Origin of the sequence: Bacillus sp. FSL M7-1020, from assembly GCF_038050415.1 — a bacterium.
Classification (GTDB): domain Bacteria; phylum Bacillota; class Bacilli; order Bacillales; family Bacillaceae_G; genus Bacillus_A; species Bacillus_A toyonensis.
In genome coordinates this window covers 1,405,945-1,428,790 of record NZ_JBBOTW010000001.1, presented here as the reverse complement: position 1 = coordinate 1,428,790, position 22,846 = coordinate 1,405,945, and the positions used below count along the sequence as shown (strand labels likewise).

Genomic DNA, 22,846 nt, shown 5'->3' with positions numbered 1-22,846 from the left:
CCTTCCCCTTCGTTTTTAATTCACCTAGTTAAACAATTGATACGACCATCACAACTTCCATTCTTATTAAACAACATAAAATGATAATGATTATCAATATCATTTTATGTTGTAACTGTAATAAAAGCAACCAAAAAAAGACTCCCCTTAACGGGAAGTCTCCTTTATCTCAATATTTCATTCGCTTCTTTTTCATAAATTTTATCAAATGAAGTCATAATACGCTGAGATGCTTGAATCATTTTTTGACTCGACATAAGATCTGCCATCTCTTTCGTCATATCTACATTTGAATTTTCTAGCATATGATTTTTTACTATTCCTGTTCCATTCGGTAAATTAGCAATATTTCCTTCTGCTAGTGTAAAGCTTTTGTTTTCACGCTGCACGAGACGAGCATTTGTTTCTGCATCTACTGTTTTTGTTTGCAACTGTGCAATTACGATTCTCTTAATATCTGGTTTTTGCAAAGTTCCCTCGTTAATTTCTCTATAAATTTCTCCATTATTAGATACGAAGAAATTCACATTTTCAGGAATACGAATACGTTCATTATTTACATCCATAACATATGCACCAGACGATGTTTGCAAATAACGATCACTATTTAATGTGAAGCTTCCATCTCTCGTTAAAAACGTTTCATCATTTTTAGATGTAACGAAAAATGATGATGTGCCTGCCGCACCGTCATCTAAAAAGAAATCTGTAGCACTATTTGTAATTTGTACATTTCCTTGTACTAAGTTCACATGCGTCGCAGCTGGTACTACAGCGTAATCGACCGAACCGATATTTGTCATAGCCCCATCTCCGCGGCGATATGTGTCTTGTACATCAAATACTTTAGAAGTCATATTTTCTGCTTTAAATCCTGTCGTTTGGGCATTTGCAACGTTATTCGAATGAACATTAATACGCTGCATGTAATTCATCATTCCCATAGAACCTATATAAAGACCGTTCATATTCCTTTGAATAAGGCAACCGCCTTATTCTTCACCTCTTTTCTTACGATGTTTGTAACATTTGTTTCGCTAAATGTTCAGCTGTAGCGATATGTATATGTTGCTTTACGTCTTGTCCGTCTGTCATTAATACAATTGGAGCTGATGAAACTGCTGGAATTTTCAACAATTCGCCACTACTTGCTGTTTCATCAAATTTCGTAAACACGATACCATCTATATGAATATCTTTAAAGTTCGTAATAATTTCAATCATATCTTTACTTTTCATAGAAGCTGATAACGTTAAACAAATATAATCTGGTTCTACTTGTCCCATCGTTTCAATCATTTCTTCTACTGTATCTGACGTACGATAATTTTTTCCGGCTGTATCAATTAAAATATAATCGACGCGTGCTTCTTCTTTAAAATACGTAAGTGCTCTTGTCATTGCCGCTTCATCACGCACAGCGATTACTTCTGATCCAATTGTCTTTACGTAATCTTGCAGTTGCTGTACTGTCCCAATGCGAGAGTGATCCGTCGTAATAAAGCCAACCGTTTTTTTCTTACCGTGAAATTGCCATGCCATTTTCGCAAGCGTCGTCGTTTTCCCAACGCCAGTTGGACCGATTAATGCAATTGTTTGTACTTCTTTTTCAAATACATTTTCAGTGTTGAAGTGAGATCTCATATCTTCTAATATATACCCGATTACTTCCTCTTCTGTAATCATCGTTGCATTTTCAAACTTCACTTTTAACTTTTCAGCATATGCATGAATGAAATATTGTTCTACATCGTTTTGTTCTAGCATCCGAATTACTTTTTGAATAATAAACGGTACAGATTCTTGATTTTCTTTCTTTGCAACTACTTCTTTTTTCTTCGCCGGAACGACTTGTTTCACAACTTTTTGCTTTTTCGTTACTTTCGTTTCTTCCGTCTGTTTCACCACGACGATTCCTTTTTCAAACAGCTTTAATAGTTTCTCTTTTTTTCTTGCCCATTCTTCACTATTTCCTGTTTGCATTGCCGCGTATGACATAGAAGTCGTTACGTTTTCTAAATTGTGCAGTACTGATTGAATTCCATTCGCCTTCACAATTTGTTCTGAAGGATCATTCACAACATCCATTAATTGTTCATGAAATTGTGCTGTTCCTTCATTCACTTCTTCCTGTTTATCCTCTGGAAAAGCAACTAACATTTCATAATCCTTTTTCCAAAAAAACGGGATATTTCGTTTTACACTTTCATCGACAACGTAATAATAATCTGTACCATATTGGTCAAATAACTTTCGATACAATTCATTTTTCGAAGCTGCTTTTATTCGCATTAACGCTTCTTTCTTTTCTGTACTTTCCATTACTTCACCCCCTACTATTCAATATAGGCAATTTGATCTACAACAATTTCTGGTGCTAATTCGCTAATACACAGTACTTGTGCTTCCACTTGATAACGTTCTAGCAGTCTTACAATCGCAAATCTGAAATCTTTTCTACGCGTTAATAACACTGGCTCTCTTCCCATTAAACGGGCTTGTTTAAAGACGCGCTGTACTTGCTCAATGACACGTGTTTCTAAATCTAAATCCCAGTTTAATAAGTAACCTTGATAGGAATTGTTCACAACATCCGCATCTAGCTCTATTGAATCAGAGAAAAGCGCCGCATAAATTTTCCCGTCCGGATTTTTCGCATTTTCACAAATAACTTTTGAAATACATTCACGGACGAATGCCGTTACACCATCAACATGATTTTGATACACTTCTTTTCCGTCAATAATACCTTCAATAATCGTTGGTAAATCACGGATTGAAATACCTTCTTTTAGAAGTTGTTTAATAACATTTTGAACGAGTGATAAATCGATTTCTTTCTTCTTAATCTCTTCTAATAAAACGCCATTATCATTTTCAAGCGAGTTAATTAAGTCTTTCACATGTTGACGCTGAATTAACTCATGAAGATTACGTCTAACGACAACATCTAAATGTGTAATTAATATACTAAGTGGCTCTAACACTTGATAGCCTTTCATTTGCGCATCTTGCACCATATGCTCTAAGATCCAATATCCATCTTCACCGAAGATTGGATCTTTCGCTGGTTCTGCATCTAGATCAGCCATTACGTTCGGTGTTTTTAGTGCTAATAAATAACCTGATTTTAAAACACCTTCAGCCGCCTTCGCACCTTTAATACGAATAATGTAACGACCACGTGGTCTAAAACTCGTATTATCTTTAAAGTTAATGCCAGGAACGTTAATACCAAGGTCAGTAATAATCGATTTCCTCATAAGAACAACTTTATCACGAGCTGTTTCCCCATTAATTTTCTGCTTTACAAGTGCCGCTAAATCTAAACCGAGTTCTACAATAATCGGATATTTATCTGTAAAGACTCCAAATGAATCTTCCACTTGTTGTAATTGCTCATCCTCGCCTTGAATCATTTCTAATTCTTTTTGGAGCTCGTCTTCTTTCTCTTTCTTTATTCGCTTTTTATTGCGAATTCCTAAGAAGATAATTGTTCCACCAACGAGAGCAAACGGTAGGAATGGTAGCGGAGTAAAAATACCCATTGCGATAAACAAACCACCGAGCGCATATACAACAACTTCATGCGCTAATAACTCTTTAAAGATTCCTTCTGTTACCGTATCCGGTGAACCATCAAATACACGCGTTACGATAATACCTGTTGAAATCGCAAGCATTAACGAACCGATTTGGTTTACGATTCCGTCACCGACAGTTAACTGTGTATAATGAAGAGCCGCATCTGCAAAGCTCATTCCTTGCTGCATCATTCCGACAATTAAACCGAAGATGATATTTACGAATAAAATGACAATCCCGAAAATAACGTCCCCTTTAATGAACTTCCCGGCACCATCCATCGCCCCGTAAAACTCTGTTTCCATATTTAATTTTTTTCGTTTTGCTTGTGCATCTTTTTCTGAAATAATACGCTGGTTTAAATCCGCATCGATAGACATTTGTTTCCCTGGTAAAGAATCAAGTGTAAAACGAGCTGCTACTTCAGCTGTACGAGATGCACCGTTTGCAACGATAAACTGGAAAATGATTAAAACGATAAAAATAACGATACCAATTAATAAGTTTCCGCCAATTACGAACTGACCGAACTCTTCAATAACATGACCTGCATTTCCGTCTGTTAAAATCGCTCGCGTCGTCGAAACGTTAATCGATACGCGGAAAATCCCGATTAATAACAACATCGTCGGAAATGACTTTAATTCATCCCACTCGTTAATACTTGTCGCTCGCATATAAATAAGTACTGACATACTTAGTAGAAAAACGATAACGATATCAAGTACAAATGGTGGAAGTGGAATTAGGAGCGCCACAACGAATGACGCTGCTAAAAAGATAGAAAAATAGGTTCTTGCAGAATCCATCTTAAACAAAGAGATCCCCTCCAAACGCGCTATTATACTTCAAGTTCATTCGTTTGAATTAAATAGCGCATAACTTCAATTACAGCTACGTATAAATCTTCTGGAATCGTCTCATCTTCCTCGACTTGATAATATAAAGACCGAGCGAGCGGACGGTTTTCCACCATCGGTATTTCTTGTTCACGGGCAAGCGTCCGTATATATAATGCGAGCTCATCTTCCCCTTTTGCAACGACAATTGGCGCCGCATCAACTTGTTTATTGTAACGAAGTACGACTGAAATATGCGTCGGGTTATTTACAATAAACGTTGCACCATCCATCTTTTTCGCAATAGTCCCTTGCAAGATGGCATGCATAAAGTTTTTTCGTTTCCCCTTTACTTGTGGGTCCCCTTCATTATCTTTATGCTCTTGTTTTACTTCTTCTTTTTTCATCTTAATATCTTGCTCGTACTCCCACTTTTGATAAATGAAATCAATAATAGAAAGAACGATTAAAATAATTAAAATAGCTAAAAAGATAAATTTAATTTGCCTAATAATTTCAGTAAGTGACGCAGTCCAGTTAAATCCAATCATACTCACGATCTTCTCTAAATTCTTTTTAAAAAGAACGTACGCAACGTAACCGATTAATCCCATATAAAACAGTGATTTCAAAATATCTACTAAACTTTTACGACTAAACAGTCTCGTAAAATAGTTTTTCGGATTAATACGTGATGCTTTCGGCTTTATGACTTTAGAAGAAAATAAGAAACCGACTTGAATCATATAATTGAATAAATGAAAAGCATATACGAGTATTAATATAGGAGCTGATACTTTTAGTAGCAAAATCCCCATTAAATAAAAATACTCGGTCGAATCTGTACTTTTTCCGATTTGATCAAACAGCACCGCTACAGAATTGGCAATCTCAAACCCTAGCCAATCTCCGAAAAAATAAACGACAACTGCTAATACGAGAATAGAAAATAAATTATTTAAATCTTTACTCCGGGCGATATTCCCTTCTTCACGCGATTTTTTACGCTTCTGCGGGGTGGCCTTTTCTGTTTTATTATCCTTTGCCATACGCGTCCCCCTACTTCGTTAAGAAAAAGTTAAATAGTGTCGTATACTCTTCCAGTAATACATCTGTCATATTTTTAAACACATAACCGAGCATTGGTACGCTCATTGCAATAAATAAAATACCACATGTAATTTTAATGACGAATGCATTCATAAAAATATTTAATTGCGGTGCATTTTTTGCGATTAAAATTAGGACGAAATTAATAATGAATAAGCTTCCCATAAGCGGTAAAGCAATTTCGACCGCTGATGTAATCGCAAATAATAACGTTGCGAGTAGACTATCTAAAAAACTAGTCGTCAACAATTTTGAAATCGCCTCTGTATATTGAAACGACTTTAAAATCGTGGCAACGAAATAGTTAATGCCGCCAAGTGAAATAAAAATAATGAGAAAAAATATATCGAAAATTGTTGATAGTAAAGTAGACTGCGACCCTGCGTTTACATCAAACAAACTTGCCTGTGATAAACCGATATCAAAGTCTAAAATATGTCCGGCCATTTTCGGAATGTTCCACAGCATTTCTACAATTTTTGCAAGGGATAATCCAATTACAATTTGCGTTGCTGCATAAGCTGCGACGTCCCAAACTGTCTTTATGTGAGAGACATCAACTTGATCGGCCACTGTAATCGAAAGACCAAGTCCAAATGTAACCTTTGCCATTGCAGGAATCGAACGTCCTGAAAAGAAAGGTAAAAAATATAAAAATGAAGTAATACGGCAAAACGCAAAAAACGTCGCCGCCCATAATTCCATATTCATTTCAGTTCACCTATCTTAGTACGAACGCAATAGCGATGGAATTTTATCAAATAAATCTAAAATAAGTGTCGTTAACTCTTGAAACATCCACGGACCTAAAATGATAATAACGAGCACTATACTCGCCATTTTCGGTAAAAACGTCAACGTTTGCTCTTGAATTTGCATCATCGCCATAATGACAGCGATGATAATAACGACAATCATACTTACACCGGCAACCGGCATTAAAATCATAACCCCTTTATAAAAAAAGGTTTGAAAAATATCTATAATTGGTGACGTATTCATTTATATGACTCCTATCACATAGCATCAAACGCTTCAGGCGACCGTTTTAAACATTATATCGACGATTTTTGTATATCCACCTAAATATACGAAAACGAGTATTTTAAACGGTAAACTTAAAATCATCGGCGGTACCATCATCATCCCGAGGTACATTAAAAGTGTACTAATAATCAAATCTATAAATACAAACGCTAAATAAATGAACATCCCCGTTAATAATCCTTTTTGAATTTGCGTTAACGTAAAGGATGGTACGAGCGTAAATAATGAAAGGTCTTTCAAATCTTTCGGCAACTCTTCACCGCGTACTTTCAGCATCATTTTTAAATCATGCTTATACGTATGCTTCGCCATATAATCTTTCATAATTGGAGCTGTCGTCTCCGCAGCTTGACTTACAGTTATTTTTTCTTTCGTCATCGGATCCCACACATCACTCTTTAACTGACCTAACACCGGTTGCATCGTAAATAGTGATAAAAACAAAGCAAGTCCAACAAGCACTTGGTTTGGTGGTAAGTTCATTACCCCAAGTCCTTGACGAGTTATTCCAAGAACGATCATAAAATAAGTAAAATGCGTAAATAAAAGAACGATAGAAGAAGATAATGATAGAAGGGTAACGAGTGCAAATAACTGTACACTTGAATTACTCGTAAACTCTTTTCCATTTTCGAAATTAATAAAACCGTTCGGGGCTGCATACGCTGGATTTACAAAAATAATTGAAAAAACGATAGAAAATACGAAAATAACGGCTAATAATGATAACTGTTTCTTTATTCTCATGATGGATCCTCTACTTTTTTCGTTTCACTCTTCACCGCGTCTTCTAGCGCTTGTTGAAACTGATTTCCTGTTCCTGTTAATTGCACAGACTGCACACCATTATTACTAATAACAGTGAATACTTGCTTGCCATCCACTTCAAATAAAAAGGCGCTCGTTTGATGATTTAAATATACACCGTCTTTTACTTGAATATGGCCATTTTCACCTTGCTTAAAAAACTGCTGTTTGCGCGTCTTTTTCGTCATATAAAATGCACCGTAACCGAGTGCACCAAACAGTAAAACGACTTGAAATAAGGTCGTCATATACGACATATGACTCCTCCTCTACTCTTTATCTTGCACTTGACTTTGCGCCTTCATAAGCGCAGCTTGCTTCTTATCAGCTTCAATTTCAGAAATAATAATGCCGAACTTCTCGTCCATTACGATCGCTTCACCGATGCCGACCTTCATATTGCTTAAATACACATCTACTTTATGTCCTAAGTTTTTTTCTACTTCAAGAACATCGCCAACTTTTAACTGCTTCACATCACCGAGCGTAATAGATGACTTCCCAAGCTTTACGCCAAGTTCGATCGAAATATCTGAAACAGTATCAATATGTGCTTTACTCGCTTCATTTCGTTTCCCTGCAAACTCTTCTAATCCCATTAATGACACAGGAGATACTTCATGCTTCATATGGATCCTCCTACTCTACAAAACTTTTAAATAGGAGCGCCTTACGCGTTCCATCTTTCCCGATAAAACAATTAAATTTATGCTTTCCATCTACATAGCCAAGTAATTCATCCGAAACTTTCGTATGAAGCGGAATAATATCGCCTTCTTCAATTTGTTCAATGTCACTCATTGTCATTTTCTGCTCACCAATCGCAACGTGAACAGGTTTGTACACTTGATTTACTTTCACTTCCACTTCAGACGTATACTTTTTACGTTTATCTGAAGAATGTTCGACAATATTTTCAGACGTTAACTTATCCATAATCTCTTCAACAGATAAGAACGGAATCCCGATACGCACCGTCGTATTCCAAAAATCTGTTTTCATATTTACGTTAAGTAACGAAATTATATCGCTCGCTGTCGTAATCTTTAGTGCATTCGGATCTGTTTCCGTCGTTACAAACTTCGGTTCAATCGCAACAACACTTTCAAATGATTGCTCTAAATTTTTACAAAGAAGCAAGAATATATTATCGAGCGTTAAAAACTCAAACGCCGTTAGCGGTCTGCGCATCGTAAAGTTACGCTTACTATCTCCGCCAAGCCAGCATTCATGAATATAAATAACAAATGCTAAATCAATCTCAATAACAATTTCTCCAAGCTCTGGTAAACCGAGATCAATTACGCAATATAAATAATAATCTTTCGGCATTTTCTCCACATACTCACTCGTAAATGGAACTTGCTCAACTGTTGAAGGCTCTAGCTCAATCGGGATACGCATACGAGCTGACAACGTCTGTGACGTCTGTTTTCCAAACGTAGAAGCAATTGCTTGCAAACTACGTAAATGCTCAACACCGAACTTCTCTGGTCTATTAAAATCATACTCTTGAAATTTCTCTTGCTTCCCTGCTTCTTGTGCAAAAGCTGGCATTTCCTCGCCTTCATTTACCGCCTTCAGCAGGGCATCAATTTGCTCTTGGCTTAATTTTTCGCCACTCATGACAATCCCCTTCCCTACCTTTTCAATTCAACGATTTCAACATACATCTTCCCGTTTTTCGTTAAAATCTTTCCGGTTCCAATCTCTTCATTCTCAAGCATAAGACGCACCGTATTTTTCGTTGAATTTTCAAGACGATACAATGTACCTTTCGTAATATGAAGCAGATCTTCAATTTTCTTTTTCGTATTTCCGATTTCAAAATAAATTGTTAACGGAATATCATCTTGTAATTTCAAATCTAGCCAACTCCCATATCATGTTCACGAAAATTTCATGTTCTCTCTATATATGAAATTTCTTATTTTGAAACGTCGATATTTAATATTTTTTTAATATATCCTTGCGTTTCTTTAAATGGTGGTACGCCTCCGTACTTTCTCACATTACCAGGACCAGCATTATAAGAAGCAAGCGCCAATACTAAGTCACCGTTATTTTTCTTTAAATAACCGCTTAACTCTTTCACGCCGCCTTCAATACTTTCAGCTGGTGAAAATGGATTCTTCACACCCATCTCCTTCACATTCGCTGGCATAAGCTGCATAAGCCCCATCGCACCTGCATGTGACACCGTTTTCGGATTAAAATTAGACTCTACTTCAATCATTTTTTGAATTAACGTTTTCGGAATTCCGTATGTACGACTTACACGATCAATAATATCCTCATACTTACCTTCATTGGAAGAACGTATTTTTTGAATATTATACTTCTTCGTTAATTCCCACGTATCAACAGCCTCATTTTTCGTTTCTGGAAAACGTCGTTCAAACTCTTTTTGCGCGACTTGCACTTCATCTACTTTCTTCGTTTCAGCTTTTTCTTCAGACTTACTCGCTTCCTCTACTTTATTGATAGATTGTTCCGGCTTATTAACAACCGTTTCTATTTTCGTAGATTGTACCGGCTGACTCATATCTTCTATGTTTGCCGGCTGCGTAGTACCCTTCGTCTCCTTCGCAGGTTCACTCTGCAACTTCTCTTGAAAACGACTACTAACGAATGCTTGTGGACTACTTAGCTTTTGCTGAATTTGTCCTTTTTTATAGGCAAGCACTTCTTTTACTATATTTCCAACTACCATAATATCACCTTTTCGGTAAACAAAGATAATCTAATATTAGAGTTTTTTTTTAAAGTTTGCAATAATCCTTTTAATAATTATGTAATAAAAAAATGAATATATTGTTAAACTGTTATTTTTTTATATTTATTAATTCGAATTTTTAGTTGACACCCGTTGTATCAAGGATTACAATAAATCTCGAAATTGATTTTTTCGCATATTACCGTTTTTCAATTTGCAGAAAAGTCAATATAAAAAAATGGGGGTTCTTAACATGAGAATTAATACAAACATTAACAGCATGCGTACGCAAGAGTACATGCGCCAAAACCAAGCTAAAATGAGTAACGCTATGGACCGTTTATCAAGTGGTAAACGTATTAACAACGCTTCTGACGATGCAGCAGGTCTTGCAATCGCAACTCGTATGCGTGCTCGTGAAAGCGGATTAAGTGTTGCTGCTAATAATACACAAGACGGTATGGCACTAATCCGTACTGCAGATTCAGCAATGAATTCAGTATCTAACATCTTACTTCGTATGCGTGATATTGCTAACCAATCTGCAAATGAAACAAACACAGATGCGAATAAAATTGCTTTAAACAAAGAGTTTTCTCAATTAAAAGAGCAAATCACTTATATCGCAGAAAACACACAGTTTAATGATAAAGATTTACTAAAAGGCGATAACGTTATTAAAATTCAAACACTTGATTCTGATCAAGCCAGCAAACAAATTGATATTAACTTAAATGCTGTTACCCTGAATAAACTAGGTCTTAATGACGTAAACATTGGTTCTGATAAACTAGAACAAAAAGATTTAGATATTGTTAAAGAAGCAATGTCACGAGTTAAAACTCCAAATGCAAATGCTACAGTTAGGGATAAAGACGTTCAAGATGCTAAAGAAGCATTCGATAAGGTCAAAGGATTTATCACAGACAAAACTCAGGTTACAGCAGTTGAAAATGCATTTGCAGCTTATGCTACGGCAGATACTACAAAAAAAGATGATGCTGCTAAACTTATTGAAACTGCATTTGCTGCTGCTGCCACTTTACCTGCAGCAGGCGCAGCAACTAGTGCAGACGCACTAACTGCTGTTAAACAAATTGATGATGCGTTAACAATGGTTGCTTCTAACCGAGCAACTCTAGGTGCTACATTAAACCGTCTTGACTTTAATGTAAACAACCTTAAGAGCCAATCTTCTGCTATGGCTTCAGCTGCTTCTCAAATCGAAGACGCTGATATGGCGAAAGAAATGTCTGAAATGACTAAGTTCAAAATCTTGAACGAAGCTGGAATCAGCATGCTTTCTCAAGCAAACCAAACGCCACAAATGGTTTCTAAATTATTACAATAAGCCATTTGAGCTAGTTTCCTGAATAAACCTCTCTGCTTGCGGAGAGGTTTATTTTTCTATATAAATAAATTATTTGTAAAACGCTTCTTTTTTTAGATGGACGGGAGCATCCGCGATATGTAGAAGCGGTCAGTGCCTATTTTGATCCCCTCTTATGTTAAAAGAACAACAGCAAATGAGCATAAGCCTTTTTATCTATCCATAGCCGTTTATTAGCTTTAGAACACTAACTATATCAATCTATAAGGAGTGTCTATTATGCGTATTGGTACGAATGTTTTAAGTATGAATGCTAGGCAGTCGTTGTATGAGAATGAGAAACGTATGAATGTTGCGATGGAGCATTTGACGACTGATAAGAAGTTGAATAACGCTTCCGATAATCCCGCTAATGTTGCGATTGTGACTCGTATGCATGCGAGAGCAAGTGGTATGCGCGTGGCAATTCGTAATAATGAAAATGCGCTATCGATGCTTCGCACAGCAGAAGCTGCCCTTCAAACTGTTACGAATATTTTGCAGCGTATGCGTGATTTAGCTGTTCAATCTGCGAACGGTACAAATTCAAATAAAAACCGTGATTCACTAAATAAAGAGTTTCAATCTTTAACAGAGCAAATTAGCTATATTGGTGAGACAACTGAGTTTAATAATTTGCCCGTATTTGGCGACCAAAACCGTCCTGTTACATTAGACGATATCGGTCATACAGTAAATCTAACGAAACATATTCCCCCTTCCCCTACACAACATGACATCAAGATTTCAACAGAACAAGAAGCAAGAACGGCAATTCGTAAAATTGAAGAAGCCTTGCAAAATGTATCACTTCATCGTGCTGATCTTGGGGCTATGATAAATCGTTTACACTTTAATATTGAAAATTTAAATAGTCAAAGTATGGCCCTAACAGATGCTTCTTCTCGAATTGAAGACGCGGATATGGCGCAGGAAATGAGCGATTTTTTAAAGTTTAAATTATTAACTAAAGTTGCGCTCAGTATGGTTTCACAGGCTAATCAAATTCCGCAAATGGTTTCTAAATTACTACAATCGTAAACATTCATCTTCCTTTTTTGGAACGATTTCACACAAAACAAAAGGGAAATACATATAAACTATGTATCTCCCTTTTATTTTGTACCCAAATTTTATTACTGTGTTACAGTCATAACTTGTCCACTGCGATCTACCATAATTTTCATTTTCCCGTCTTGTGCGTTATATAATCCTAATTTATGCAAATCTTGTTTACATTCTTTTACGAAGACAGGCAATGTGCGAATTTGATCAATATCAGAACTCGTAATGAAATGAATTAAATGATGCGTCATTTCTTTTATATCATGAACAAGCTCTTCCTTTTCACGCTTTAGTCGTTCATTTTCAGCTCGTAATACATGTAATTCGCCTTCGAGACCACGTACATCCTTTTCATTTTCCGAACGCCCAGCAGCCATACTTGAAAGCTTATAAATGCCTTCCATAAACTGATGGAGTTCATCTTCTTTTCTTTCACTACATTGACTAATTGTTTCAAAATTATCAACAATACCAGATATAACTGTTACAAGGCTTTTTTCATTCTCTGTATTTTGAACTTCTTTTCTTACTTCTTGCTTATTTTCTTTTTTCATTTCAACGATTTGTTCTTTTACAGGTGTATATTTTCGCTTTCTTCCCGGTTTTTGTTTTTCAATATTTTCAAACGGTATTTCACGTTTTTTCAATTTATAATACGTATTTTGCAATTGACTTTCTGTTTTCGGAAAAAGATTTAGTTCATTTTTACTAACGTATTTTGAAATATTTAAAATGTTTAAACCGTGACGTTGACAAAATTGATACACTTCATACAGTAACTCTAGCTCAGACTTCAGCCATGTAATTGTTGATTTTTCATAAGCTCGCATACCGCCATGTTTTTCTATATCTATTTGGAATAAAACCATTCTATTATATAAATCGACTAACTCTTCATACTCCACTCGGAATTGTTTCTCTATTTTTTTAAATTCCGTTTCTAATTTCATATCATTCATTTTATTATTTGACATGTTTTGTAAAAGTTTTAATACATTGATTGCTGTGTGGTGATACATAATCTGTGCCACTCCCCCTCATCCTTTCACAATTCTCATCTGACTCCCATGTCTTTTAAGAAATAGCAATTTTTACATATCCATATTATAACATTTCGAAATTGTCTGTCAAATAATTAACATACAAAAACGTATGAAAAGTGTAAAAAAGAAAGAGTATTTTTTAATTAATATGCAATTATACATATTAATTACATATAATTATATTATATGGTATTTTTAATATATTTTCACCGAAAAAGTTTGCGCTACCACGAAATATTACTAACATAAACCAAAATACGTTCTCTTATATTTTTAAACAAAAAAACGTTACTTATTAATTAAACCAATTGAAAATCTCGAAATAGAGACGATTCTTACAACCACAAATACTCCTTCTACCTGTACCGCATATAGAATACTAAAAAGGAACTAGCCAGTACTACTATACATGGCTAGTTCCTTTTTCCCCACTAATAGAAGAGAGTTTCCAACCCTCAGTCGAAAGCTCTCTTCTCCTGCTTACTTGAAACCACTCCATATCTTTGGTCTTACATCGTACAGAGCTCTATTAGGCACTGACCGCTTCCAAACTTCGCTAGAGGTTCTATTCCAGCAAAAAAAAGCTTTTTAAAACTCTTTTACAACACTAATTTATCAACTAAGCCAATTAACTCTTGAATATCTGGCTTACTTACTTGAGCATTTGCTCCTACAGCTTCACCTTTATGGAATAATTCATTTGTAATTAATGAAGAGAAAATAATGACCGGTAAACGATTCATTATTTCACCATCCTTAACCACTTTCGTTAAATGATGTCCATCCATTTTTGGCATTTCAATATCAGTAATTAGCAAGTGAATGTGTTCAAACATTTTTTCCCCTTGCTCTTTCGCTAATTTTTCAATTTGTGCTAACGCTTCCGCGCCATTGCTGAAGAAGTTCATTTTCGTATATCCAGCTGATGATAATGTTTCTTCTAGTATTTGGCGCAGCATTGCTGAATCTTCTGCAATATAAATAACTTTTTCAGCACGATCTGTTTTTTGTTCTAATCCTGAAAGTGATTTATTGTCATAACCAGTACCGCTAATTTCACATACAATTTTTTCATAATCTAATAGTAAAATGATTTTCCCATCTAGTTTTACAATACCAGATGTTGTTTCTTCTAGTCCCATTGATAAGGAAGCTGGTTCATCAATTTGTTCCCATGAAATACGTTGAATACGATGTACTTCGTCAACGCGGAAAATAACTTTCATTTGGTTTAATTCTGAAATGATGAATTTCGTTTGATCAAGTGGCTTTGTTGATTTTAAATTAAGAGCCGTTGCTAAGTTAATAACAGGTAAAATTTCACCACGTACTTGAACAACACCTTCAACTGCATGATGAGATTCTGGCACAGTTGTAACAGGGAATGGATTAATTATTTCACGTACTTTCATTACATTGATACTAAATAGGTTTTCACCAACAGTATATGTGACAATCTCTAATTCATTTGTTCCACTTTCTAATAAAATACTTTGTGCTTGTGACATAAAGGTGTCGCTCCCCTTCCATTAATTCCGTATATTTAATTATTAAGCTTTATAAAAGAGAAAAAGTCAACTACCTATATGAAAAATATAGATAGTCGAACAATTTATTTACGCTTAATCTTGTATAAATGAAGCAAGTGCCTCTAATAACACTTCTTGTGCCCCTACAATTTCTGTCGGCATTGCTTCCCATTTTTTTGAAAGTTCCGTTTCTACTCTCATTCTTAACTCTTGATTCATTTCTTCGAGTACATATTGTTTCGTCGCTATATCAACATCAAGTAACGCGAGTGCATATAGTTCTGGATCGTTTATTTTTTTAAATAATTGTTTTAATATAGCCGGCGCTATATGTTTTAATTTTTCAATATGAATTTCCTTATCCGAAAATAGTAGCTCGTATTGAATAAACGTAACATTTTCTTTAATCACTTTAAAATAGCAATTATTTTTTTTATCATTCACAAAATAACCGTTCGGATCTGCGATAATACTCTCTACTTTACGAATTAGATCTGGCAAACTACTCGCCGCCATTACAGTCCGCTGCTCAACCTCACTCGGCGAAATGAATGTCACGCGATACTTATTCTGCGCCATCCTCCTCACCTCTCCTTTTATAAAAATGTATCAGCACAAACTATCCAAAAGGCACTCTCCTGCTACGAAACGATTATCTCATCCCCAACCATACCAGTACCCTTCCATAGCTCTATTTTTACATCTCCAAGCCCCTCAGGACCAAAGATATCACCCATACTATAACTACACTTCGCTTACCACAGCTTAAACTACATTAGTAACTCTCCATATCCCTGTCCTTACACACCTGTCGAGACTCTATTAGGTACTAACCGCTCCAAAACATTGCTGGATCCACTATCCAACCCTAAAAAAGAGCTTTTAAGTGCTTTTAAGAGTTTTTCAACAACTCGATATTATTGAACCAAAACGCAATTTGCTGATCCGTTATCCCTGATAACGTAACAAAAAACTCACGGCACTTCATCTCGTCCTTAAACAGTTGATACTTCCAAACTCCATCACTACCAACACTTACGAAATAAAACTCATGAATACGGCCAATGATGGCTTCCTTTTCACCAAATGAATACTGAGGCACTTGCTTAATTTCAAATTGATCCGGTAAATATACATGCTCTTCTCGTTCCATTTTTAGCACTTGCTCGGCAAGTTCACGTTTATTTTCGAAAAAAGGCAATTGTAAAACTCGCTCTTGTCTTGTCATACGAATAAAAAACCCTTTCTACTACATTACAAGTTTTCTTTATAATATATTATCGAATTAAGTTTACAACTTCATTTAATACTTCATCTGATACTTTAATTACTTTCGCATTTCCTTGGAATCCACGTTGATACAGCATTAAGTCAACGAACTCAACAGATAAATCTACATTGGCCCCTTCTTGTGCGCCACCACGTACTTTACCTGCACCGTTTTGACCAGATGCTCCAAGTGCTAAAATACCTGTTGTATTCGTCGCTGTATAGTTACCATTACCTGTTTTCATTAGACCGCCTTCGTTCGGGAACATCGCAACAGCTAATTGGCCAGCAGATTTCATACTTCCATCAGAATATTTTACCATTACATATCCACCGTCAGCAATGAAGCAATCTTTAACCGTCGCTGCTGCTCTACCATCTACGTCTGTTACTGATAATGTTTTATCTGTTGGATGGTTTGTTAAATGACTTAAGTCTAAATTTATAGAGCCGCCATCAAATGGAATATTGGCTCTTTGCTCTTTCGGATTAGGATTTCCAACAGCATCAAATGTCATATTACCACCTGCACCTTGAACATCCTTAAACTCTGTTTCTTTTTTCGAGTCATTACGCATCTGTACTTTATATGTATAATTATGTTCGCTCGTTTGTTTAAACTCTACACGCATTGTCCATGTATTCCCCGCATTATCATATACAGGTAAATCTTGTGTAATTTGTTTTTCACCAGTTGGAATATTCCCTTTAATTGTCCCTTTCGATGTTCGAATACCACCAATTGCTGTTCCCATTGGAATTTGCAATGGTCCTGGGATTCCAGATAAATCAACTTCACCAGTTGCTTCATTTGCAGGGTATGCAAATACGTATTGACCTTCAGTATTCGTAATATAGTAATCTGAAGATATCCCAAACGTACCTTTACGAGTAAATTCCATATTTCCGCCTTTTGAATCACCTACAACGAAGAAACCATTACCTTCCATTGCTGCTTGTGTTTTACCACCTGTTAACGTAATTGTACCATCACTATAATCCGTAACCGTACCACTCATTTTCACACCGTTACCGATACTTTTCGGATTCGTTCCTGCGTATTTACCGTCACTTTTTGCACCAATTGAATTGTTATATAGTAAATCATCAAACATTGCTTTTTGTTTTTTATAACCAACGGTTTGTGCATTAGCAATATTATTTGAAGTTACACTTAATGCATTTTGTGTTGCATTCATTCCTGTAATACTTGTATATAACGCTTTAATCATAACGTATGGACACTCCTCATGAATTTGTAGTTTTTACTTCTTCAGTTGTTTTTTGCTCTTCTTTCTTGACATCCTCTGGATTCGTTTCTCCAATCGGTTTATCAGACACTCTCTCAACGAAACGAAGAGATACGACTTTATTATTAATAATGAGCTGTACATCATTATTCTCTGCAAGGCGAACCGTCTCTACTTGACCAGTTACTTTGTTTCCGTCGCCGTCAACACCTCTTACGTACTTCCCTAAAAACTTCATACCGCCATCAAGCGCTGTCGAATACATCGTCGTTCTTAAAGAGTCAACTGCTTTTGTCATATTTTGCACTTGCTCCATAAGAGATAACTGCGCTGTCTGGTTCATCATTTGATTCATATCCATTGCATTAAATGGATCTTGATGTTGGAAACTTGATAAAAACAATTTTAGGAAGTCATCTTTCCCCATTACCCCAGGAGTCTTTTGTGCTCCTGCTGAAACTCCGTTTGTTTGTTGAACTGGCGATTGTACACCATTCACAGATGCGTTTTTTGCTTGCGCTCCTGCTTGTAACGGAATATGATTTGTACTCGTTGTATTTAACCCAACTGTTGGCACGCTTTATTCCTCCAATAATCCCGCAAATTCTTTTGATTGTTGTTTCTCATGTTGCGTACTTGCTAATTTCTGCTTTTGTCTTTGTTCTTGTTCTCGCTGTTCTTTACGGTTTTCATCTTTATCCGAATAGCTAATTTGAATATTAATTTCTTTTTCTTTTAGCTTTAGCCTCAATTCATCAAAAATGATTTCAACACGTTTTTTTGCATCGTGTTTTTCCATTTCTACATGCACATCAATTTGGTCGCCATGCTTTTTCATAAATACAGTTAACGTTCCAAATTTTTCTGGATTTAGCTGGAATAAAACACGTTCTTGTTTCACTACAAATTTTTGCAATGCTTCTACTTGCGCTTCCATTTTCTTTCCTAAGTCAGGTAATGTAACCTTCTCAGCGCCACTATTTGATTTTCCGATTTGATCAGTACTCGTCGCTTTATTTAATAACTCCGCACCCGTGGAACTCGAATCACTTAACGAATCGACTTCTGGCAACTCTACCTTCACATCATCGCTCTCTGATTTCAGAAGATCTACATCTTTAGACTCTTCTTGTTTTTTTGCAATATTACAAGTTTCTGTCTCTACAACTTTCAAAGCCTGCATCATTTGCTCTGGCATCTTCACTTTGTCTAACACCATTTGCATTGTATCTTCTAAACATATAGCATTTTTAATATTCATATTTGAAAGGAGCTCTTGTAATTGTTGTAATTCACCTGCGGGTAATTCGTTAAGTTTTATATTTCCATATTCTTTATACAGCTCTTGTATTTTTTGTATGTATTGATATAACAATTCTGGTTGCACACGTAATTGCTCAATTGCAACCATTTGCTCAGATACAGCTAATAACAACTGTTCTGTCTCTTTTTTTTCTTCTTTCTTTACACTTGGTTCTTCTTTCGTTACCGATGGTTTAGAAAGATTATATTCTTTTTTCTCTTCTTTTGGTGCTTCTTCTCGTTTCGTTTTCTCCGTTTTCGGCTGCTGTTTATTTTCCATTCTCAACGTACGATCAAATGAAGGATTTTCATTTTTCGATTGTATTTCTAGCCCTTTTTCTTTTTGCGGAGGTAAACTTTGTTGCACCGGTAATACAGACTGTATCACTACATTCACCTCATCCATTCATACACATTTTTAAATCAAGAAGCATTTTTTCTTCTAGCTTTTCTTGCACTTTTGCAAGCTTCTTACAATCTTCTTGATACATTTCATCAATGACACGTTCTTTTTCTTTTACTTGTTCTAAAAGGCTTTCATTTTTTTGAATAAAACCTTCTGTTTTTTTAATTTTTCGATTCCATTCTTCTATTCTTTCAGGTGAAAACGTATGTGAAGAAAGCATGCCAGCCATAATACGTTGACCAGTTTGTACGACTTTGCTACGTGATTTCACAACGTATAAATCATATTCTTTTTTTTGTTCTATTTTTCTTTTTTCAGCTGTTAGTTCGTACACTTCTTTTAAAATATGTTCTTTTTCTTGATTTATTTGCAATTTTATCGTGTCGTACTGCTGTTTATCCACCTATTTTCATAGCCCCTTCCTATTATAACGCTCTCTTTTTCTATTATATAGTTTTTTTCCAAAAAAATCTGTGAAATATTAAAAAACAAAAAAATAAGACCCCTTTAGTAGAGGCCTTATACTATATGGTGTATCGCTTGAACGATATCATCAAATTGGAAACTATCCGATCGACCTTGCTTTAAAAACGTATTTATATCTTCTACTTTATTTTTACATTCAAAAATATAAGCATTTTCTTCATTTTCTTGAATCGTCCCTAATTTAAAGTACAATTCATTTTCTTTATAAATAGATAAGATTTTTCTCATTTCATTTGCAAGTTGCCAATGGTTAGGCGACACAATTTCTTCCATAATCCTACTTACTGAATCTAACACTGAAATGGCAGGATAATGACTAAGCGTAGCAAGCTCACGCTTTAATACAATATGCCCATCTAAAATACCACGTGCTAAATCTGGTACAGGACCGTTTAAATCGTCTCCATCAACGAGTACGGTATAAATCCCTGTTATAGATCCTTTTTTTGTTTTACCAGATCGCTCTAACAGCTTCTTCATATAACTTTCCATTAACAGTGTTTTACCACCAATCGGTAACTCTTTCACTGCAATATCAACACTTCTACGCGCATCAGCAAAACGAGTGACAGAATCCATCATAAGTAGTACGTTGTTGCCTTGATCACGGAAGTATTCAGCAATAGATGTTGCAAGCTTTGCCGCGCGAAGTTGCATCAGATGGCTTTCATCTGACGTCGCTACAACAACAACGCTTTTCCTCATACCTTCCTCGCCTAATTCTTTTCGAATAAAGTCTTTTACTTCTCGGCCACGTTCTCCTACTAAACTAATAACGTTAATATCAGCTTTTGCATTTTTCGCAATCATTCCAAGTAAAGTAGATTTACCAACACCTGATCCAGCGAAAATACCAATCTTTTGACCGATACCAATTGTTAACATAGAATCAATTGATTTTATTCCCGTTTCAAATACATCAGTAATCTCTTCACGCTCAAATGCATGAATAGGGGGGGCGTCTAATTTTATTTTCTGTAGTGGAATGTTTTCAGCGTCCTCATTTAACACTTCACCATTCGCACTTAACACTTTTCCAAGTAAATGATCACCACGAGGTACGACAACATCTTCTGCAATTAATGTAACTGAATCCCCGTAACATACTTTTTCTGTCTGTCCAAATGGGAGTAACATATTATTCTCTTTTTCAATCGCAATTACTTCACATAAAACATTATGTTCTCCAACGAAACAAACATCTCCAATTTTCGCTTTCGGTCCTTTCGCTACGAAGAACTGTTCTTGTACACTATGAACTTTACCAATTTTCGTATAAAACGGTGTGTCGATAAACGTATTCCACTTATTTTGTTCATTTATGAGCTTGTTGTTCATACATTTTGCTCCTCAAACAACTTCTCTTCTTCCCATTTATGACGAAGTTTCGCAAATATAGGTGCAAATTTAAATTCAAAAAACTCTTTCTCTTCCTCCAAAACAAATTCACCGAACTGCAGGGAGAAATCATATTTCCATTCTACTAATTGTAGTAACCAATACTCTTTCGTATTTTCCTTCTCTTCTTGAATACGTTCAAACGTTTCTGGATGTACTGTTATTATTAATTTTTCAAATGAAGTAGGCAACGTTTGAACGATGCCAGTTAAAATTGGTAACACATCAAGTAATCGCGAATCTACCGCTTGGTTTACGATTTTTTCTGCTAGATGAAAAGATTGATCCCACAATAACTCTGTCCATTCGTATGCTGTTTCCTGTTGTTCTTTTTGAAACTGCATACGTGCTGCTTCCATCTGTTCCATTTGTTCATGAATATGCATTTGAAATTGTTCTTTATCTTGTACTAGCTGCTGACGCTCTCGTTCTAGCATTTGCTGCCCTTGTCTTAACTGATTCATTTCCATATGTAATGATTCTTGCTGGGCGCGAAGCTCTGCATGATCAGCTTGTAATTCTTCCTCTTCTATTTGGACTGAAGCTGGTTTTGGAAATTGTAATTCATACGTTTCTTCAGAAAAAGAAACAGAATTCTTCGGAATTCTGTTTTTAAATAAGGACATCCCCTTCACCTCTTTGAACGATAATTCTTCCTTCTTTTTCTAGCTTTTTAACTGTACCTGTAATCGTTTGCTGCGCTTTTTCAGCATCCGTCATCTTAAGCGGTCCTAAGCCATCTAATTCTTCTAGAATCATCTCTTTACGGTTTGAAGACATACATGTAAATAATTTCTCTTTAATTTCTTCTTTTGCAATTTTAAGTGCTTTCGCAAGAACACCGTTATCTGAAATTTCTTCCAATACACGGCGAAGCGCAAGATCTTCAAGACCAAGTAAATCTTCAAAGACAAACATATTTTCTTTAATTTTCTCAGATAACTCATAATCGACTTCATCCAGCTTTTGAAAGACTGTTTTTTCAACACCTCGTGAAACATTATTTAAAATGTTCACGATCGTTTTCAAGCCATCTGTTTTATTAATTGCACTAAATGCCATATTATTTAATTTCGCTTTTAACAACTCACCAATTTGATTAATTAATTCACCATCAACTTGTTCTAGTTTTGCAATACCCATTACCGTCTCTACTCGTTTATGATCTGGCAATCTCTCAATTAATTGAGAAGCAAGTTGCGGTTTAATGTAAGAAGCAATTATCGCAATCGTCTGTGGTGATTCATCATTGAGCACTGTAAGAAGTGGTTCTAAATCTGTAAGTGAATTTAAGAACTCAAACGGATTATCTTTGTTATACCAAAGATCTTCCAATAATTTTTCCAGCTCGTCTTCGGGCATGTTTTTAAATATGCGACGAATGTACTCTTTATCTGGAGTGACTAAGTTTAATTCTTTTACATTTAATTCATATAAGAACTCCCCTAGCACATTTTCTAACGTTTCTGGTTTATATACACGAAACTTCGCAATTTCACGAAGTAATACTTCTTTTTCCTCAGCTGTCATATATTCAATGACTTTTGCTGCCACCCCTTCGTCTAATGTACGAATGAGGATGGCAGCTTTTTCTTTGGAGGAGATTTCATCTAACATCGTTGTTC

At 35.6% G+C, this 22,846-nt stretch carries 24 protein-coding genes and 1 pseudogene; 2 read left to right on the top strand and 23 right to left on the bottom strand.

What is annotated here, in order from left to right; all coding sequences use genetic code 11:
* Positions 1-164: 164 nt before the first annotated feature.
* The 12 genes and pseudogenes from MHB70_RS07445 to MHB70_RS31110 all read right to left on the bottom strand — a co-directional run.
* Positions 165-968: a flagellar basal-body rod protein FlgG gene (locus MHB70_RS07445; protein WP_001013924.1), complete on the bottom strand. Its 804-nt coding sequence runs from the start codon at positions 966-968 to the stop codon at positions 165-167.
* Positions 969-1,011: 43 nt separating this feature from the next.
* On the bottom strand, positions 1,012-2,322 hold the full coding sequence (gene flhF / locus MHB70_RS07440) for a flagellar biosynthesis protein FlhF (protein ID WP_000446160.1): 1,311 nt from the start codon (positions 2,320-2,322) through the stop codon (positions 1,012-1,014).
* Positions 2,323-2,336: 14 nt separating this feature from the next.
* The gene (gene flhA / locus MHB70_RS07435) at positions 2,337-4,403 is read right to left on the bottom strand and encodes a flagellar biosynthesis protein FlhA (RefSeq protein ID WP_000475628.1); all 2,067 of its coding nucleotides are present in this window, start codon (positions 4,401-4,403) and stop codon (positions 2,337-2,339) included.
* Between the two features lie 23 nt (positions 4,404-4,426).
* Positions 4,427-5,473, bottom strand: coding sequence for a flagellar type III secretion system protein FlhB (gene flhB / locus MHB70_RS07430; protein WP_001030095.1), 1,047 nt, complete (start codon positions 5,471-5,473; stop codon positions 4,427-4,429).
* A 10-nt stretch (positions 5,474-5,483) separates the two neighbouring features.
* Positions 5,484-6,245 carry a flagellar biosynthetic protein FliR gene (locus MHB70_RS07425; protein ID WP_001055699.1) on the bottom strand — a complete coding sequence of 254 codons (762 nt, stop codon included), beginning with the start codon at positions 6,243-6,245 and terminating at the stop codon, positions 5,484-5,486.
* Between the two features lie 15 nt (positions 6,246-6,260).
* Positions 6,261-6,536, bottom strand: a complete 276-nt coding sequence (locus tag MHB70_RS07420) for a flagellar biosynthetic protein FliQ (RefSeq protein WP_001098085.1) — start codon at positions 6,534-6,536, stop codon at positions 6,261-6,263.
* Between the two features lie 33 nt (positions 6,537-6,569).
* Positions 6,570-7,328, bottom strand: a complete 759-nt coding sequence (locus tag MHB70_RS07415) for a flagellar type III secretion system pore protein FliP (RefSeq protein WP_001220581.1) — start codon at positions 7,326-7,328, stop codon at positions 6,570-6,572.
* Positions 7,325-7,645: a hypothetical protein gene (locus MHB70_RS07410; RefSeq protein ID WP_000121169.1), complete on the bottom strand. Its 321-nt coding sequence runs from the start codon at positions 7,643-7,645 to the stop codon at positions 7,325-7,327. The genes MHB70_RS07415 and MHB70_RS07410 overlap by 4 nt, the downstream gene beginning before the upstream one ends.
* A gap of 12 nt (positions 7,646-7,657) precedes the next feature.
* On the bottom strand, positions 7,658-8,017 hold the full coding sequence (gene fliN, locus MHB70_RS07405; protein WP_061530126.1) for a flagellar motor switch protein FliN: 360 nt from the start codon (positions 8,015-8,017) through the stop codon (positions 7,658-7,660).
* Between the two features lie 10 nt (positions 8,018-8,027).
* Entirely contained in the window at positions 8,028-9,014 is a 987-nt protein-coding gene (fliM, locus tag MHB70_RS07400) for a flagellar motor switch protein FliM (protein WP_000012359.1), read from the bottom strand.
* Between the two features lie 14 nt (positions 9,015-9,028).
* Positions 9,029-9,253 (bottom strand): flagellar motor switch protein FliN, encoded by a 225-nt coding sequence (locus tag MHB70_RS07395; protein WP_000775712.1) that lies wholly within the window; start codon positions 9,251-9,253, stop codon positions 9,029-9,031.
* Positions 9,254-9,336: 83 nt separating this feature from the next.
* Positions 9,337-9,624, bottom strand: a pseudogene (locus MHB70_RS31110) (lytic transglycosylase domain-containing protein); the annotation flags it as partial.
* 733 nt (positions 9,625-10,357) lie between these two features.
* On the opposite strand from MHB70_RS31110, the gene MHB70_RS07385 reads away from it, so the two are divergent.
* Positions 10,358-11,455, top strand: a complete 1,098-nt coding sequence (locus tag MHB70_RS07385) for a flagellin N-terminal helical domain-containing protein (RefSeq protein WP_061530128.1) — start codon at positions 10,358-10,360, stop codon at positions 11,453-11,455.
* A gap of 258 nt (positions 11,456-11,713) precedes the next feature.
* Entirely contained in the window at positions 11,714-12,514 is an 801-nt protein-coding gene (locus tag MHB70_RS07380; protein WP_061530129.1) for a flagellin N-terminal helical domain-containing protein, read from the top strand.
* 95 nt (positions 12,515-12,609) lie between these two features.
* Here the strand turns inward: MHB70_RS07380 and MHB70_RS07375 are convergent, their stop codons facing one another.
* The 11 genes from MHB70_RS07375 to fliG form a co-directional block, all read right to left on the bottom strand.
* Complete coding sequence (locus tag MHB70_RS07375) at positions 12,610-13,557, bottom strand: DNA-binding domain-containing protein (RefSeq protein WP_061530130.1); 948 nt, start codon at positions 13,555-13,557, stop codon at positions 12,610-12,612.
* 623 nt (positions 13,558-14,180) lie between these two features.
* Complete coding sequence (locus tag MHB70_RS07370; protein ID WP_000075949.1) at positions 14,181-15,089, bottom strand: chemotaxis protein; 909 nt, start codon at positions 15,087-15,089, stop codon at positions 14,181-14,183.
* A 114-nt stretch (positions 15,090-15,203) separates the two neighbouring features.
* Positions 15,204-15,689 (bottom strand): hypothetical protein, encoded by a 486-nt coding sequence (locus MHB70_RS07365; protein ID WP_000068319.1) that lies wholly within the window; start codon positions 15,687-15,689, stop codon positions 15,204-15,206.
* A gap of 313 nt (positions 15,690-16,002) precedes the next feature.
* Entirely contained in the window at positions 16,003-16,338 is a 336-nt protein-coding gene (locus MHB70_RS07360; protein ID WP_000198190.1) for a DUF3964 family protein, read from the bottom strand.
* Between the two features lie 49 nt (positions 16,339-16,387).
* The gene (locus MHB70_RS07355) at positions 16,388-17,611 is read right to left on the bottom strand and encodes a flagellar hook protein FlgE (RefSeq protein WP_000588328.1); all 1,224 of its coding nucleotides are present in this window, start codon (positions 17,609-17,611) and stop codon (positions 16,388-16,390) included.
* 16 nt (positions 17,612-17,627) lie between these two features.
* Positions 17,628-18,206: a flagellar hook assembly protein FlgD gene (locus tag MHB70_RS07350; protein WP_001143458.1), complete on the bottom strand. Its 579-nt coding sequence runs from the start codon at positions 18,204-18,206 to the stop codon at positions 17,628-17,630.
* A 3-nt stretch (positions 18,207-18,209) separates the two neighbouring features.
* Complete coding sequence (locus MHB70_RS07345; protein WP_061530131.1) at positions 18,210-19,319, bottom strand: flagellar hook-length control protein FliK; 1,110 nt, start codon at positions 19,317-19,319, stop codon at positions 18,210-18,212.
* A 10-nt stretch (positions 19,320-19,329) separates the two neighbouring features.
* The gene (locus MHB70_RS07340) at positions 19,330-19,740 is read right to left on the bottom strand and encodes a hypothetical protein (protein ID WP_000360857.1); all 411 of its coding nucleotides are present in this window, start codon (positions 19,738-19,740) and stop codon (positions 19,330-19,332) included.
* A gap of 116 nt (positions 19,741-19,856) precedes the next feature.
* A complete protein-coding gene (gene fliI, locus MHB70_RS07335; RefSeq protein WP_001060539.1) occupies positions 19,857-21,161 on the bottom strand; it encodes a flagellar protein export ATPase FliI in 1,305 nt (434 codons plus the stop codon).
* Positions 21,158-21,847, bottom strand: a complete 690-nt coding sequence (locus MHB70_RS07330; RefSeq protein WP_061530132.1) for a FliH/SctL family protein — start codon at positions 21,845-21,847, stop codon at positions 21,158-21,160. The genes fliI and MHB70_RS07330 overlap by 4 nt, the downstream gene beginning before the upstream one ends.
* A complete protein-coding gene (fliG, locus tag MHB70_RS07325; protein ID WP_000883355.1) occupies positions 21,834-22,838 on the bottom strand; it encodes a flagellar motor switch protein FliG in 1,005 nt (334 codons plus the stop codon). Before fliG ends, MHB70_RS07330 begins: the two co-directional genes overlap by 14 nt.
* Between the last annotated feature and the right edge of the window lie 8 nt (positions 22,839-22,846).